Origin of the sequence: Phenylobacterium sp. (assembly GCF_041691455.1) — a bacterium.
Classification (GTDB): Bacteria; Pseudomonadota; Alphaproteobacteria; order Caulobacterales; family Caulobacteraceae; genus Phenylobacterium.
On sequence record NZ_JBEPUO010000012.1, the window covers coordinates 78,817 to 92,621 of the forward strand.

14 protein-coding genes are annotated in these 13,805 nt (G+C 70.2%); 4 read left to right on the plus strand and 10 right to left on the minus strand.

The window, feature by feature from the left end:
* Positions 1–63: 63 nt before the first annotated feature.
* Complete coding sequence (locus ACESMY_RS15020; RefSeq protein WP_372785417.1) at positions 64–2,526, minus strand: ribonucleotide reductase; 2,463 nt, start codon at positions 2,524–2,526, stop codon at positions 64–66.
* A 188-nt stretch (positions 2,527–2,714) separates the two neighbouring features.
* Here ACESMY_RS15020 and ACESMY_RS15025 point away from each other — a divergent pair, with 188 nt between their 5' ends.
* Positions 2,715–3,116 (plus strand): NADH:ubiquinone oxidoreductase subunit NDUFA12, encoded by a 402-nt coding sequence (locus tag ACESMY_RS15025; RefSeq protein ID WP_372785430.1) that lies wholly within the window; start codon positions 2,715–2,717, stop codon positions 3,114–3,116.
* A gap of 14 nt (positions 3,117–3,130) precedes the next feature.
* Entirely contained in the window at positions 3,131–3,748 is a 618-nt protein-coding gene (locus ACESMY_RS15030) for a DUF2155 domain-containing protein (protein ID WP_372785418.1), read from the plus strand.
* On the opposite strand, the gene aat is transcribed toward ACESMY_RS15030, so the two are convergent.
* Genes aat through aroQ form a run of 4 tightly spaced genes read right to left on the minus strand, consistent with a single transcriptional unit; the run spans position 3,688 to position 6,714 of the window.
* Positions 3,688–4,335 carry a leucyl/phenylalanyl-tRNA--protein transferase gene (gene aat, locus ACESMY_RS15035; protein WP_372785419.1) on the minus strand — a complete coding sequence of 216 codons (648 nt, stop codon included), beginning with the start codon at positions 4,333–4,335 and terminating at the stop codon, positions 3,688–3,690. The genes ACESMY_RS15030 and aat overlap by 61 nt on opposite strands.
* Positions 4,336–4,394: 59 nt before the next feature.
* Positions 4,395–5,747, minus strand: coding sequence for an acetyl-CoA carboxylase biotin carboxylase subunit (accC, locus tag ACESMY_RS15040; protein WP_372785420.1), 1,353 nt, complete (start codon positions 5,745–5,747; stop codon positions 4,395–4,397).
* A 4-nt stretch (positions 5,748–5,751) separates the two neighbouring features.
* Complete coding sequence (accB, locus tag ACESMY_RS15045) at positions 5,752–6,246, minus strand: acetyl-CoA carboxylase biotin carboxyl carrier protein (protein ID WP_372785421.1); 495 nt, start codon at positions 6,244–6,246, stop codon at positions 5,752–5,754.
* 18 nt (positions 6,247–6,264) lie between these two features.
* Positions 6,265–6,714, minus strand: coding sequence for a type II 3-dehydroquinate dehydratase (gene aroQ / locus ACESMY_RS15050; RefSeq protein WP_372785422.1), 450 nt, complete (start codon positions 6,712–6,714; stop codon positions 6,265–6,267).
* A 77-nt stretch (positions 6,715–6,791) separates the two neighbouring features.
* On the opposite strand from aroQ, the gene thiS reads away from it, so the two are divergent.
* The gene (gene thiS, locus ACESMY_RS15055) at positions 6,792–6,992 is read left to right on the plus strand and encodes a sulfur carrier protein ThiS (RefSeq protein ID WP_372785423.1); all 201 of its coding nucleotides are present in this window, start codon (positions 6,792–6,794) and stop codon (positions 6,990–6,992) included.
* 1 nt (position 6,993) lies between these two features.
* Positions 6,994–7,782, plus strand: coding sequence for a thiazole synthase (locus tag ACESMY_RS15060; protein WP_372785424.1), 789 nt, complete (start codon positions 6,994–6,996; stop codon positions 7,780–7,782).
* 3 nt (positions 7,783–7,785) lie between these two features.
* On the opposite strand, the gene ACESMY_RS15065 is transcribed toward ACESMY_RS15060, so the two are convergent.
* The 5 genes from ACESMY_RS15065 to ACESMY_RS15085 all read right to left on the minus strand — a co-directional run.
* The gene (locus ACESMY_RS15065) at positions 7,786–8,211 is read right to left on the minus strand and encodes a cytochrome c (RefSeq protein ID WP_372785425.1); all 426 of its coding nucleotides are present in this window, start codon (positions 8,209–8,211) and stop codon (positions 7,786–7,788) included.
* A gap of 29 nt (positions 8,212–8,240) precedes the next feature.
* Positions 8,241–9,752 (minus strand): NAD(P)/FAD-dependent oxidoreductase, encoded by a 1,512-nt coding sequence (locus tag ACESMY_RS15070; RefSeq protein ID WP_372785426.1) that lies wholly within the window; start codon positions 9,750–9,752, stop codon positions 8,241–8,243.
* Between the two features lie 69 nt (positions 9,753–9,821).
* Positions 9,822–10,556: a DsbA family protein gene (locus ACESMY_RS15075; protein WP_372785427.1), complete on the minus strand. Its 735-nt coding sequence runs from the start codon at positions 10,554–10,556 to the stop codon at positions 9,822–9,824.
* Between the two features lie 39 nt (positions 10,557–10,595).
* Positions 10,596–12,005, minus strand: coding sequence for a M48 family metalloprotease (locus ACESMY_RS15080; protein ID WP_372785428.1), 1,410 nt, complete (start codon positions 12,003–12,005; stop codon positions 10,596–10,598).
* 50 nt (positions 12,006–12,055) lie between these two features.
* Positions 12,056–13,805, minus strand: a 1,750-nt coding sequence (locus ACESMY_RS15085; RefSeq protein ID WP_372785429.1) for a ribonuclease E/G, incomplete at its 5' end; no start/stop codon positions are given.

Genomic DNA, 13,805 nt, shown 5'->3' on the forward strand with positions numbered 1-13,805 from the left:
CGCCGGGCGGCCCCCGCACGCCACTTAATTCGCGGTAACTGTTAAGGACTTAGGCGTCCGTGACTAGGCTCCAAGGTCCTCGCCCAAGCGGCCCGCGCGGGCCCCGCAGGTTTCGCAGATCAGCGAGGCGCCCTTGCGCACCACCGCCACGTCGCCACAGGCGGCGCAGACGTCGGCCGCCTCCAGGCTGGAGGGCCCGTTGGGACGCTGGGCGGTGGGCAGGAAGACCAGATTGTCGGGCGCCGCGCCGCGCGAGAAACCGCGAGAGATGAACCGCGACGCCGGCTGCGGCCCTTGGTCGCTGGCGCCGTCGGCGTCGAGCGCCTCGGCCTTGCCGCGGCCCATGCCGTCGGCGTTGAGTTCGTCGCTGGTGGCTAGGTCCTTGCGGCCCAGATAGGAAATCCCGAGCTCGCGGAAGATATAGTCGAGGATCGAGGTCGCCGACTTCACCGTGTCGTTGCCGGTCACCGGCCCCGCCGGCTCGAACCGGGTGAACACGAAGGCGTCCACGAACTCGTCCAGCGGCACGCCGTACTGCAGGCCGATCGAGATCGCGATCGCGAAATTGTTCATCAGGGAGCGGAAGGCCGCGCCCTCCTTGTGCATGTCGAGGAAGATCTCGCCGAGTTCGCCGTCATCATACTCGCCGGTGTGCAGATAGACCTTGTGGCCGCCCACCGCCGCCTTCTGGATGTAGCCCTTGCGGCGGTCCGGCAGCTTGCCGCGCGTGCGCTCCCGCTCGATGACGCGCTCGACCACGCGTTCTTCCGGCGCCGGTCCGCGGGCGGGGCGCGCTTCCAGGCTGGGGAGGTCCAGGCTGAGGTCGGCCGGCGCCGCTGCGCGCCGGACCCGGATGACGCCCTGGGCCTGGGCAAGGGCGTCCAGCACCTCGGCCGGCGTCGCATCCCAGGGCAGCTCAAGTTCGTGAACCGGCGGCGCGGCGAGGGCCGGCGCGAGCGCCTGGAACATGGCCTGCCGCGGCCCCTCGCCCAGGATGGCGGCCGTGCGGAAGACATCGCGCGCGGCGGGCGGCAGGAACTCTGCCTCGGCGAGGCTGTCGGCGCCCAGCGCATGAGCCTCGGCGGCGGCGACGTCGGCCGCCGTGAAGCCCATCAGGGCCAGGACGTCGAACTGCGGATCGGCGAGCTGCTCGGCGCTGGCCCCCAGCACGTCGCGGATAAAGCCCTCGCCGATCACCGCGGCCGCAAAGGCGTCGGGGAGCCGGGCGACTAGGGGCAGGGCGGCCTCCACAGCGGCGATCTCGTGATCGGTGAACCCCCGGGCCATCAGCGCGGTGTGGTTGACGCCCGGCGTCTCGGAAAGGTCCGCTCGGCCTAAGAGGAAGGAGTGGGCTTCGGCGGCCTCCGCGCCGGCCAGGACCAGGCCGCGGACCGCCGCTTCGCTCAGCACGCGCGCTGGCTCGCCGTCGGCCGTCTCCGCGAAGGTCACCGGCCCGGGCCAGGGCGCGCCATCGAGGCGACCGCCGCCCAGGCGAAGCTCCAGCTCGGGGTCGCGGAAGAGGGCCAGCGCCGCGCCGGACCCGGCCATCGCGCGGCCGGCCGCCAGATAGAGCTCACAGGCCGTCACGCGTCCGGCCTCGTCGCCATAATCCAGGCCATGGGCCACCAGCCAGTCGCCGAGGCCCGCAAGGCCCACGGCCCCCGGGACGTCTTCCGCCGCGGCCAACGCGCCGGCCACCAGCGCGACCGCGGCCTCGAAGGCCTCGATGTCGAAGCCGTCCTGCGACCAGAATCCCATCAGGTCGACGCCGCCGCGCGGACCCGCGCCGGACGCGGCGATCCGATCGGCGTCCGGGCGGTCAGCCGCGAGCACGACCGCTCCGGTGGCCCAGCTCGCGCGGGCCACGCTCTCGTCCGCCCCGCCGGCCACGACCACGCGGACGGCCTCGTCGGGCAGGGCGGGCGCCGCCATCTCCCAAGCGCTCTCGCCGGACCGCGCCAGGACGATGGCCTCCAGGATCAAGGCGTCGGGCGCGCCCGCGGCGCGAGCGGCCTCGGCGGCGCGCGCCAGGCTCGGATTGGCCTGGGGGTCCGCACAGGCCTCGGCGTCGCCCTCGCAGCGCAGGATCGCGTCCATCACCGCCTGCAGGCGCCGGCCGAGCTCGAGCGCGGCGGCCTCGGCCGCGGCCCGGCCCCGGTAGGCGGCGACCATGCGGCTCAGCACCGCGGTGGCGTCGGGCGAGCCGGCCTCGATCACTAGGGGTGGCGCGCGTCCCGCGGGCGGGCTCAGGGCGATCACGCCGGCCAGCAGGGCCTCGGTGAGATCGTCGCGGAAGCGGGTGCGGGCGGCGACGTCCTTGATCAGGCTCTTGGCCTGGGCGTTGGCGGTGAGGCTTTCGACATAGTCGGCGATGGCGGCGGGAAGGTCGGCCGCGCCGCCCGCCCAGTCGATCCAGGCGTCCACGCGGGCCGCCGTCCAGTGCGCCGGCGCCTGGACCTCGACGAAGCGCCCGCCGATCTCGGCGATCCGCGCTTCGATTCTCGTCCGCGACGCTTCGCGACCCATTCACCGACTCCCTCGGGCGAGCCTAGGCGTCGCGGAGGGGCCCAATCAATAGATGTTGCGGTCCTGGGCGGCTTCATCCCCAACATCTTGCGCCAGGTGGAGTGCTGGACGCTCGAAATCGCCCCGCCTATAGTCCGCCCGCCGATCTCATCCTCCGCATCCAGCTTTCTGGGACGACCCGCCTCGTGCTGAACTTCCTGAAGTCGATTTTCACCTGGTGGAACGGCGCCACGATCGGCGCGCGCTTCCACATCGGCCGCCGCGGCCTCTTCGTGGGTCAGGACGAACGGGGCAACCGCTATTTCGAGGCGAAGGACAATTCGGACAGCTACGACGGGCGGCTCCGCCGCTGGGTGATTTACAAGGGCTATGCCGACGCCTCGAAGGTCTCGCCCGACTGGCACGGCTGGCTGCACTACACCTTCGCCGAGCCGCCGACTGTCGAGCCGTTCGTGATCAAGCCCTGGGAAAAGGCCCATCTGCCCAATCTCACCGGCACCATCCACGCCTATCGTCCGCAGGGCTCGCTGGCCCGGGGCGGGGAGCGCCAGAAGGCGACCGGCGACTACGAGGCGTGGACCCCGAAGTAAGGCCTGGAGCCGCTGTGTCACCCCGCCTGACGCCGAAGACCTTCCTCGCAACCGGACTGTGGCTCGCCGCCCTGGCCACGGCCGGCTTCGCCGCGGCCCAGCCGGCAGCGCCTCTGCCGGTCATCGAACCTCCGCCTAAGGCCGCCGCTTCGGAAGAAGCGCCGCCGCTCAGCGTTCCGACGCCAGCGCCGCTCGCCGTGCCGCCGATCTCGGAGAAGGAGGTGGCCGCCGCGCCGCCGCCGGCCGCCGGCGAGGTCAAACCGCCCGGGGTCGTCGTCCGGCGCGCCCGCTACGACGTCGCCGTGCTCGAGGCGTTGGATAAGGTCACGGCCGAAAGCCTGCGGTTCGAAGCCGCCGTTGGCCGGCCGGTCCGCTACAAGAGCCTGATCTTCACGGTGAAAGCCTGCGAGCGCTCGGCGCCCGACGAGGCCCTCGACGATTCCATCGCCTATCTCACCGTCGACTCCCAGCCCCGGCCCGCGCCCGGCAAGCCGCCGCTGGCGCCGCGGCAGACCTTCAAGGGCTGGATGTACGCCTCATCGCCGGGCCTGCACGCGCTGGAGCACCCGGTCTATGACGCCTGGCTGATCACCTGCAGGGCGGCTGCGCCCCCCAGCGCGCCGGCGCGCTGAAAGTCACCCTCCGCCGAGAGCGCCAGGGCCAGCCGGCGGTGATAGTCCAGCCGTGAGATCTCCACCGCGCCGAACTGCGTCAGATGATCGGTCATGAACTGGGCGTCGAGCAGCCGGTAGCCGCCGGCCAGCAGGCGGGCGACCAGGTGAATCAGGGCCACCTTCGAAGCGTCGCGTCTACGCGAGAACATGCTCTCGCCGAAGAACGCCCCCTGCAGCGACACGCCATAGAGCCCGCCTACGAGTTCCTCGTCCCGCCAGCATTCGAGACTATGGGCGAAGCCCAATTCGTGCAGCCGCACGTAGAGGTCCTCGATGGGGTGGTTGATCCACGTCTCCGACCTCCCCGGACCAGAGGCCGCGCAGGCCTGGACGACGGTCCGGAAGGCGGTGTCGGCGCGGATCTCGAAGGGCTCGCCGCGCACCGTGCGCGCCAGGCGGTGCGAGACGTGGAAGCCGTCCAGCGGGATCACGCCGCGCCGCTCCGGATCGATCAGGAAGACGCGGTCGTCCTCGCGCGCGTCGGCCATCGGGAAGACGCCGCGCGCGTAGCAGGACAGGAGATCGCGGGCGTCGAACTGCGCCATGGGCAAAGCTTAGCCCGGCTCTCGCGCCGGAGGCGACCGTCAAGCGTCGGGTCGCTGACCTAGGCCGCGGCCGCCTGGGCCTTCATCCAGTTTTCCAGCCAGTGGATGTTGTAGGCGCCGGAGATGATGTCCGGCTGGACCAGCAATTCCTGGAAGAGCGGGATGTTGGTCTCGATGCCCGCCACGACGATCTCGCCGAGACAGCGGCAGAGGCGGGCGATGCACTCGTCGCGGTCGCGGCCGTGGACGATCAGCTTGCCGATCAGGCTGTCGTAGTAGGGTGGGATCGTATAGCCCGCGTAGAGCGCGCTATCGAGCCGCACGCCCAGGCCGCCCGGGGCGTGGAAGTCGGTCACCAGGCCCGGCGAGGGCGCGAAGGTCTTCGGGTTCTCGGCGTTGATCCGGCACTCGATGGCGTGGCCCTCGAAGACCACGTCCTTTTGGGCGAAGGACAGCGGCAGGCCCGCGGCGATGCGGATCTGCTCGCGCACCAGGTCGATGCCGGTGATCGCCTCGGTGACCGGGTGCTCGACCTGCAGGCGGGTGTTCATCTCGATGAAGAAGAACTCGCCGTTCTCGTAGAGGAACTCGATGGTGCCGACGCCGAGGTAGCCGATGGCCTTCACGGCATCGACCACGACCTTGCCGATCCTGGCGCGGGCCTCGGCGTCGATGGCCGGCGAGGGGGCCTCTTCCAGCACCTTCTGGTGGCGCCGCTGCAGGGAGCAGTCGCGTTCGCCCAGGTGACAGACGTTGCCGAAGCTGTCGGCGATCACCTGGATCTCGATGTGCCGCGGGGTCTGGAGGTAGCGTTCCATATAGACCGCGCCGTCGCCGAAGGCCGCCTTGGCCTCCGACCGCGCCGTCGAGACCGCCTCATAGAGGTCGTCCTGGGTCTGGGCGACCTTCATGCCGCGCCCGCCGCCGCCGGCCGCGGCCTTGATCAAGACCGGAAAGCCGATCGCCTTGGCCGCCGCGAAGGCCTCCTCCTCGGTGGTCACCGCGCCGTCGGAGCCGGGGACCACCGGGATGCCGACCGCCTTCACCGCCTGCTTGGCGGTGATCTTGTCGCCCATCATCTTGATGTGCTCGGGCTTGGGCCCGATGAAGGTGAATCCGTGCGCGCCGACGATCTCGGCGAAACGGGCGTTTTCCGATAGAAATCCGTAGCCTGGGTGGATGGCTTGAGCGCCGGTGATCTCGGCGGCGGCGATGATCGAGGGGATGTTCAGGTAGCTCTTGGCCGCGGCCGGCGGGCCGATGCAGACGCTTTCGTCGGCAAGGCGCACCCACATGGCGCCCGAGTCCGCCTCGGAGTGGACGGCGACCGTGGAGATGCCCATCTCCTTGCACGCGCGGTGCACGCGAAGGGCGATCTCGCCACGGTTGGCGATGAGGATCTTTTCAAACATCGCGCTAGCCGATGACCGCGAGCGGCTCGCCGAACTCCACGGGCTGGCCATCCTCCACCAGGATCTCGACGATCTTGCCGGCCTTGGGCGCGGGGATCGGGTTCATGGTCTTCATGGCTTCGATGATCATCAGGGTCTGGCCGGCGGCGACGGTGTCACCCACCTTCACGAAGGGTTCGGCGCCCGGCTCCGGCTGCAGGTAGACGCTGCCCACCATCGGCGATTTGATCACCTCGCCGCTGGCGCGCGCAGGCGCTGCGGCTTCGGAAGATGCGGCGGCGGAGGACGATGCGGCGGCCACCGGCGGCGGAGCGGGCGCAGGCGCGGCCTGCATCATCTGCATCGGCGCGGCGGTCAGGGTCTTGGCGACGCGGATCTTCAGGCCCGAATGCTCGACCTCGATCTCCGACAGGCCGGTCTCCGTCAGGATGTCGGCCAGTCTGCGCACCAGGCGCGCGTCGATCGGATCGGCGGCGGGGGCCTTTGGAGGGCTAGCCATGCAAAATACCTTCGCTGCTTAGTTTGAGGCTTGGCGGGCGAGGCCCGCGGCGGCCTCGACGGCCAGTTCGTAGCTCGCGGCGCCGAACCCGGAGACCGTCCCGGTGGCCGCGAGGGAGACATAGGTCTGGTGGCGGAACGCCTCGCGCGCGGCGGGGTTCGAGAGGTGGCATTCGACGACCGGGACGCCGACCATCTTCAGCGCGTCCAGGATCGCCACGGAGGTGTGACCGTAACCCGCCGGATTGATCACCAGGGCCGCTGACTTCTCCCGCGCCTCCTGGATCCAGTCGATCAGCTCGCCTTCGTGGTTGGATTGGCGGAACACGACCGTACAGCCCAATGCGGACGCGCGGGCTTCACAGAGCCGCTGCACGTCTTCGAGGGTTTGGTGACCGTAAATCTCCGGCTCGCGGGCGCCCAGGAGGTTGAGATTGGGGCCGCTCAGCACATAGATCGGTTTCGACATTCGGCTCCGCCGTCGATTCAGCCGTCTTGTACCGGTCGGGGCTGCGGGTCACAAGCTTGCCGACCGGAGGCGCCGCCATGAACCTGACCGTCAATGGAGAGCCGAGGGCGTTTCCGCCGCTCGCCGACCTGACGGCCCTGGTCGCGGCGCTGGGGCTGGACGGCCGCAAGGTGGCGATCGAACGCAACCTGGAGATCGTGCCCCGCTCGGCCTATGGGAAGACGAAGCTCCTCGACGGCGACCGGATCGAGATCGTGCACTTCATCGGAGGCGGCTGACATGGACGGGTCTGTCCACAGCGAAGATACCTGGACCGTCGCGGGCCGCACCTTCCGTTCGCGGCTGATCGTCGGCACGGGAAAGTACAAGGACTACGCCCAGAACGCGGCCGCCGCCGAGGCGGCCGGCGCTGAGATCGTCACCGTCGCGCTGCGCCGCGTGAACCTCTCCGATCCCAGCCAGCCCATGCTGGTCGACTACGTGAAGCCGGACCGCTTCACCTTCCTGCCCAATACCGCCGGCTGTTTCACCGGCGAGGAGGCCGTGCGGACCCTGCGGTTGGCGCGTGAGGCCGGCGGGTGGGACCTGGTGAAGCTGGAGGTGCTCTCGAACACCAAGCACCTGCTGCCGGACATGGAGGAGACGCTGCGGGCGCTGAAGCTGCTGATCGCCGACGGCTTCCAGGTGATGGTCTACTGCAGCGACGACCCGGTCTACGCCAAGAAGCTGGAAGATGCGGGTGCTGCGGCCATCATGCCGGCCGCCGCGCCGATCGGCTCCGGGCGCGGCATCCAGAACTTCCTGAACCTCGGCCTGATCATCGAGCAGTCGAGCGTGCCAGTGCTGGTGGACGCCGGGGTCGGCACGGCGTCGGATGCGGTCCTGGCCATGGAGATCGGCTGCGACGCCGTCCTGATGAACACCGCCATAGCCGAGGCCCGCGATCCGATCCGCATGGCCGTGGCCATGAAGCACTCGGTGATCGCCGGCCGCGAGGCCTTCCTCGCCGGGCGCATGGCCAGGCGATCCTACGCCGACCCGTCCTCGCCGATGGCCGGGCTGATCTAGGGATTAGTCCCCGGACTGGGGCTTGTACTTCGAGTGGCAGGCCGTGCAGGTGTCGCCGAGGCCATTGGCGGCGGTCGAGAAGGCCGCGCCGTCCTTCTTCATCGCCGCCTTTTCCGCATCGGCGGCCAGCTTGGCGAAGTCGGCGGCCGACTTGGTCCACTCGGCGCCCGGCTGCTTCTGCGGGCCGGTGAGGTCGGCGGCGGCGGTCTTCAGCGATTGCGCGGCCTTCAGCGCCTCCTGCCAGCGCGCGGCCGGGACCTTGGCGGCGTCCGGGCCGTTGGCGGGGTCGACGTCGCCGCCGACCGCGAAGATGGTGTTGGTGGCCGGGTCGACCACGGTCTTCATCTCGTCCTTGACGGTCATGCCGGCCGCGAAGGCCGCGCCGGTCAGCGACAGGCTGGTCACGAGGGCGAGGACGGCTGAGCGCATCGGCGGCCTTTCGGTTGGGAACGCCGAGCCTAGGCGGGCCCGGCGGACTGGGCGAGCACCCGTTCTATGTCGAGTTCCGGCGACAGGCCAAGGCTGCGCAGCATCTCCTCCCGCTCCGGACCGCCCTTGGGCCGATAGGCTTCGGTGTTGCGCTCGCGGCCCCGCGCCCAATAGCCCAGCACCTTGGCGAGGTTCCTCGGGCGCTTGAGCCAGGCCTGCGGGTCTTCCAGCATGTGGAAGCCGCGCAGGGCCGCGCGGAGCAGGTCGACGTCCGAACGCACCGCCACCGCGACGCCGTCCTCGAGGAAGCTCCTGGCGAGGCGGCTCTTCAGGTTCGGCCGATAGCCCGGCGTCAGCGCCTGGCGGGCGCGGCGGATGGCGCTGCGGTCGGCGTCTCGCATGGCGGCGTAGTAAGGACGCAGCTCCGCCGCCATGCGCCGCTGATAGGCCTCGACCCGCGCTGCCGGGTCGCTGAACATCTGCAGGGCGTCACGCAGCAGGTGCGCGCTGACCGCGGCGAAGGAACAGCCGCGGCCGAACAGCGGGTTGGAGCGCACCAGGCTGTCACCCACCGCGAAGAAACCGGTGACGGCCGCGTGGCCGCCCGGCGCCAGGTCGCGCCAGCGGCTGTGCAGGTCGCCCATGCCGAACACCCGGCTGATCGCCGTCGCGGTCGCGGGGTCCACCCAGGGCGTGAGGCCCGGCAAGGCCGCGCAGGCGGCGTCGAACACCGCGGGATCGACGATCCTCTTGCGCAGCTCCTCCTCGACCTCCGGCACGCAAAGGGTGATCGAGAAACAGCCGTTGTCGCCGGGAAACACCCCGAATTTCAGATATTCCAGGTCCCCCGTCAGCGGGTCCTTGGTCCGCTCCGGCTCGGCCACGCCGGGGTTCAGGCGGTAGTGGCGGGTGAAGTAAAGGATACCGCAGTCTTCGGACTCCTCGGTGATTGGCGCACCGGCCGCGACCAGCTGCTCGAAGGCTGAAGAGGTCCGGCCGGCGGCGTCGACCACGATGTCGGCGGCGAGGTCGTGGCGGCCGGCATGGTGCTCGATGACCAGGCCGGTGACCGCCGGGACCGCGCCCGGCGTCAGGCTCAGCTCGCGGACGAAGACGTTCGAGCGGATCTCGATGCCGGCCTGCCGCTCGACATAGCGGCGCATGATCAGCTCCAGCGTGGTGCGCCGGCTGGTGAGCACGGCGAGATCGCGGTCGACCGGCTCGGGTGTGTAGCTTCGCTTGTGGATATCGGTGAGTCCGCCTTCGAAGACCAGGTCTCGGCAGCCCGCCTCCAGCAGCTCCGCCAGCAGCTGCGGGTGTTCATCGCGGATCAGGATGCGCAGCCGGGCGAGGAAGGCGTGGCTGTGCCGCAGATGGCCGACGCCGCGCCGGCTCCAGCTTTCGAAGGCCTCGTCCGCACCGCCCTCCGGCGGCGGCGGATCGCGTTCGAGCAGGACCACCTCCCGGCCGGTGGGCGCAAGCGCCAGAGCCGTCCACAGCCCGGCCATGCCGGCGCCTATGATCAGCACCCGTTCCGCCATCTCATCCACTCCCGACCCCTATCGGCGACAGGATACGTCAAAGCCGCGCTGCCCGTAGGTCAACGGTCTCTAGCTGGCGGTCTTGGCCGGGCCGGAGCCACCGCGGGCGGCGGCGATGGCGGCGCGCAGGGCCGCCATGTCGGCGCCGGGAATCATGGTGTTGCCGACGATGAAGGCCGGCGTCCCGTCGATCTTCAGGGCCTCGGCGAGCGCATGGGTGTCGAGGAGCTGGCGGGTGATCATCGGATGGGCGGCGTCCCGGTGGGCGGCCGCCGCGTCGATCCCGACCTCGGCGAGGTGGCGGTCGAGAGCGGCGTCATCCAACGCCTTTTCGGCCATCAGCACCTTGTAGAGGTCGAAGCCCTTGGCCTTGCCTTCGCGGGTCAGCGCGACCTTGGCGGCGGTGTCGGAGACCTCGCCGAAGATCGGGAATTCCTTGAACACGAACCGCACGTCGGGGTTCTCGGAGATCAGCTTCACGACCTCGGGGGCGGCCAGCTTGCAGTAGCCGCAGCGGTAGTCGAAGAACTCCACGACCGTGATCCTGCCGTCCGGATTGGCCACGAAGTCGCGGGAGTCATGCTCCAACTGACCGCGGTATTTGTCGATGGCGTCGGTTGAGGCCTTCATCGCCGCGAGTCGGTCGTTCTCGCTCAGCTTCACCGCCGCCTCGCGGATCACCTCGGGGTGGGCCATCAGATAGGCGTGCACCTTCTGGCCGAAGGCGGCGTCCTCGGTCTTCTGGCAGGCGGCGAGGGAGAGGGCGGCCGCAAGGCCGGCGAAGATGCGAACAGCAGCGGTCATGGGGGGCAGATAAGTCGGCATGGCGTCCATTGTTAGGCGTCAGCGGGCCTGGGGGCCGGAGACGGCGCCTTCGCGTTCCAGGTCCTTCATTTCGTCGCGGCTCGGCTTGGAGACCAGCACGATGTCGGTGGCTCGACGCCACTCCGGGCTGTCCTTGGGCAGGCGCTCGCGAGCGCGGATGGCGAACTCGCGCGCCTGGCGCATGTCGCCGACATTGTACTGGAACTCGGCCGTGGCGAGCCGCGCCATGCCTTCCTGGCCGCGCTTGTCGTAGGCCTCGGCCAGCATCCGCCAGGCGGCGGCGTTGTCCTTTTCCTGGACCAGGGACTTTTGCAGCTCGACGATGCCTTCATCGACCTTCTTCTTGTCGTCGAGGGCGATCAGGGTCTGGCCGAGATTCATGTGCAGCAGGGCCCCGTCCGGCTTGAGCTCCACGGAACGCCGCTGAGGCCCTTCGGCCTCGTTCTGGCGGCCGAACTCGAAGAGGATCTGGCCCTTCAGCTCCCAGAGGTACGGATTGTTGGGCTGCTCGGCGAGCAGGTCGTCGACCCGCTTCAGCGCCTTGTCCGGCTCCTTGAGCTGGTAGTAGGCGATCGCGCGCGCATAGCGCGCCGGATAGGAAGTGTCTTTCTCGTCGTACTTGGTCATCGTGACCTGCGGATTGATGAAGCCGTCGAGCTTGGCCTTCATCACCTCGTGCTCGGCCAGGGCCAGCGGCGGGTCCTTCTGGTTGTAGTGCGGCAGGGCCGCGACCCGGTTCTGCAGGGCCTCGATCCGGTCGGACGAGAGCGGGTGGTCGATGAAATATTTGTAGCGGCGGTATTGGGCGAAGACCTCCTGGTAGCGGTAGTTGTCGAAGAACTCCGCCAGCCCCCGGCCGGACAGGCCGGCCTTTTCGAGCAGCGTCGCGCCCGCCTGGTCGGCGCGGCTTTCCTGTTCTCGGCTATAGCCGATGGCGCCGAGCGCGCCGAAGTAGGGGGCGCTGGTGATCAGCCCGGCCGCCGCGTCGCCGGAGCCAGCCAGCGCCGCCAGCACGCCCAGGCCCATGGTCAGGATCATCGGCACCATGCCTGCCCGCTGCATGTCGCCGGACCGGAAGCTGTGGCCGCCGGCCAAGTGGCCGACTTCGTGGGCGATGACCCCCTGCAACTCGTTGGGGTTCTTCGCCTGCAGGATGAGGCCGGTGGTGATCATCATCACGCCCGGCGCGGCGGCGGCGTTGGGCTCCTTGGAGCCGATCAGGACGATCTGGATGCCCTTGGGATCGATGCCGGCCGCCTGGAAGATCGGCGCGGAGTCGCGGTGCAGCAGATCCTCGATCTCGGTGTCCCGGATGAGGGTGTCGCCCGGCCCGAGCTGCGCCGCGGCGAGCCCCGGCCGCAGCACGAGGCTGACAGCCAGGGCCGCGGCCAGTGCGACGCGGAAAACCGAACGGGCGGGGGCGGCCATGCTCAACTCTCGTCTTCGCCCCTCGAAAACCCCAATCGAATCCTAGCGCGTCACCCGCGCCGCCACCAGCCTTTGCGCGGCGCGGCGGGCGGAGCGGAGATCTCCGCTGGGTCCGGTTCACGGGGCGCGGCGACCGCGCGAACCGGCTCCGGCGCGGCGACAGGTTCCGGCGCCGCGACCTCGGCGACCACGGGCTTGGCCTTGGCGCGGCTGGCCCGGGGCTTCTTGCCGACCGGCGGTGCGTCGGCGTTGGCCGCCACCGGCTCGGGGATCGGCGCGGGCTCGGGCTCGGCGATCGCTTCCGGCTCCGGGGCGGCGATCGGCGCCGGCGCTTCGGCCATGGGCTGGTCGGCGGAGCCTTCGCCGCCGCGACCCCGGCCGCGTCCGCGGCGGGCGCGCTTGGGCTTGTCCTCGGCGGCGGGCAGTTCGACCCAGACGTCCTCGTCGCGGCCATCGGCGCGCGGCGGAGAGGTCGAGGGCGCGGGCGTCGCGGCCTCGGCGGCCACGCGGGGCGGTTCGCGGACGTCGTTGGCGGCCTGAGGCGCGGCGTCGCGCTTCATGTCCTCGGAGGGGTCATACCAGACGAACGGATCGTCGCCGTAGGGCACCCAGGGACGGGTCCAGGCGAAGGCGTCGGTCGGACGGCCGTCTTCACGCATCCGCCGGCCGCCTCTGCGGCCGCGGCGCCGCCGTCGGCCCTGGCCGCCTTCGTCGTCGGCGTCCCGCGGGCCTTCGGCCGGACGCGGGGCAGGGGCGGCGGCCCCGACTTCGCGCGGTTCGGCGCCATCGCGGCGTCCGCGGCGGCGGCGGCGGCGTCCGCGGCGGGCGCCGTCGCCCTCCTCGGAGCCCTCGTCGTCGCGATGCGGACGATCGGCGCGGGCGCGCTGTTCATCGTCGTCGGTGTCCTCGCGCTCGACGGCGACCTCGTCTTCTTCTTCCTCGTCTTCGTCCTCGAAGGCTTCGTCGTCATAGCCGTCGTCGATCATCGGCTCGTAGGCCGCGGCCGGCGGCGCCACGGCGGCGTGGTCGGGACGCTGTTCCGTCGAGGTGCGCTCGATCAGGCACTCGGCGTGCGCCATGTCGTCGTCGACCACGACGGTGACGAATAGGCCCATGGTCTGCTGCAGGCGCGCCAGGTGCGCGCGCTTCTCGTTCAGGATGTAGAGCCCGACCGCGCGCGGCGCCTTCAGCGTCGCCTCGCCGCCGCCCTTCAGGGCCTCCAATTCCAGGGTGCGAAGGGCCGCAAGCGCGCTGGATTCCACCGAACGGACCCGGCCGGTGCCCTGGCAGTGCTCGCAGACGTGGGTGGTGCCTTCCAGCACGCCGGAGCGGCGGCGCTGGCGGCTGATCTCCATCAGACCGAAGGCCGAGATCTTGCCCATCTGCACGCGGGCGCGGTCGTCCTTCAGGCAGTCCTTCAGCTTCTTCTCGACCGACCGGTTGTTCTTCGACTCGTCCATGTCGATGAAGTCGATGACGATCAGGCCGGCGAGGTCGCGCAGGCGCAGCTGCCGGGCGGTTTCCTCCGCCGCCTCCATATTGGTCTTCAGCGCCGTCGCCTCGATGTTCCGCTCGCGGGTGGAGCGGCCGGAGTTCACGTCGACGGCGACCAGGGCCTCGGTCTGGTTGATCACCAGATAGCCGCCGCTGCGCAGCGGGACGACCGGCGAATAGATTTGGCTGAGGTGATCCTCGACCCGGTGTTTGACGAACAGCGGCGTCGGCTCGGTGTAGAGCTGCACCTTCTTGGCCTGGCTGGGCATCAGCATGCGCATGAAGTCGCGCGCTTCCTTGAAGCCG

What these genes read in the sequence shown, in the direction of transcription:
- ACESMY_RS15020 (WP_372785417.1), bottom strand. Translation starts at nt 2,526, where the DNA reads ATGGGTCGCGAAGCGTCGCGGACGAGAATCGAAGCGCGGATCGCCGAG.
- ACESMY_RS15070 (WP_372785426.1), bottom strand. Translation starts at nt 9,752, where the DNA reads ATGGCGGAACGGGTGCTGATCATAGGCGCCGGCATGGCCGGGCTGTGG.
- accB (WP_372785421.1), bottom strand. Translation starts at nt 6,246, where the DNA reads ATGGCTAGCCCTCCAAAGGCCCCCGCCGCCGATCCGATCGACGCGCGC.
- accC (WP_372785420.1), bottom strand. Translation starts at nt 5,747, where the DNA reads ATGTTTGAAAAGATCCTCATCGCCAACCGTGGCGAGATCGCCCTTCGC.
- ACESMY_RS15075 (WP_372785427.1), bottom strand. Translation starts at nt 10,556, where the DNA reads ATGACCGCTGCTGTTCGCATCTTCGCCGGCCTTGCGGCCGCCCTCTCC.
- thiS (WP_372785423.1), top strand. Translation starts at nt 6,792, where the DNA reads ATGAACCTGACCGTCAATGGAGAGCCGAGGGCGTTTCCGCCGCTCGCC.
- ACESMY_RS15065 (WP_372785425.1), bottom strand. Translation starts at nt 8,211, where the DNA reads ATGCGCTCAGCCGTCCTCGCCCTCGTGACCAGCCTGTCGCTGACCGGC.
- ACESMY_RS15060 (WP_372785424.1), top strand. Translation starts at nt 6,994, where the DNA reads ATGGACGGGTCTGTCCACAGCGAAGATACCTGGACCGTCGCGGGCCGC.
- ACESMY_RS15080 (WP_372785428.1), bottom strand. Translation starts at nt 12,005, where the DNA reads ATGGCCGCCCCCGCCCGTTCGGTTTTCCGCGTCGCACTGGCCGCGGCC.
- aroQ (WP_372785422.1), bottom strand. Translation starts at nt 6,714, where the DNA reads ATGTCGAAACCGATCTATGTGCTGAGCGGCCCCAATCTCAACCTCCTG.
- aat (WP_372785419.1), bottom strand. Translation starts at nt 4,335, where the DNA reads ATGGCGCAGTTCGACGCCCGCGATCTCCTGTCCTGCTACGCGCGCGGC.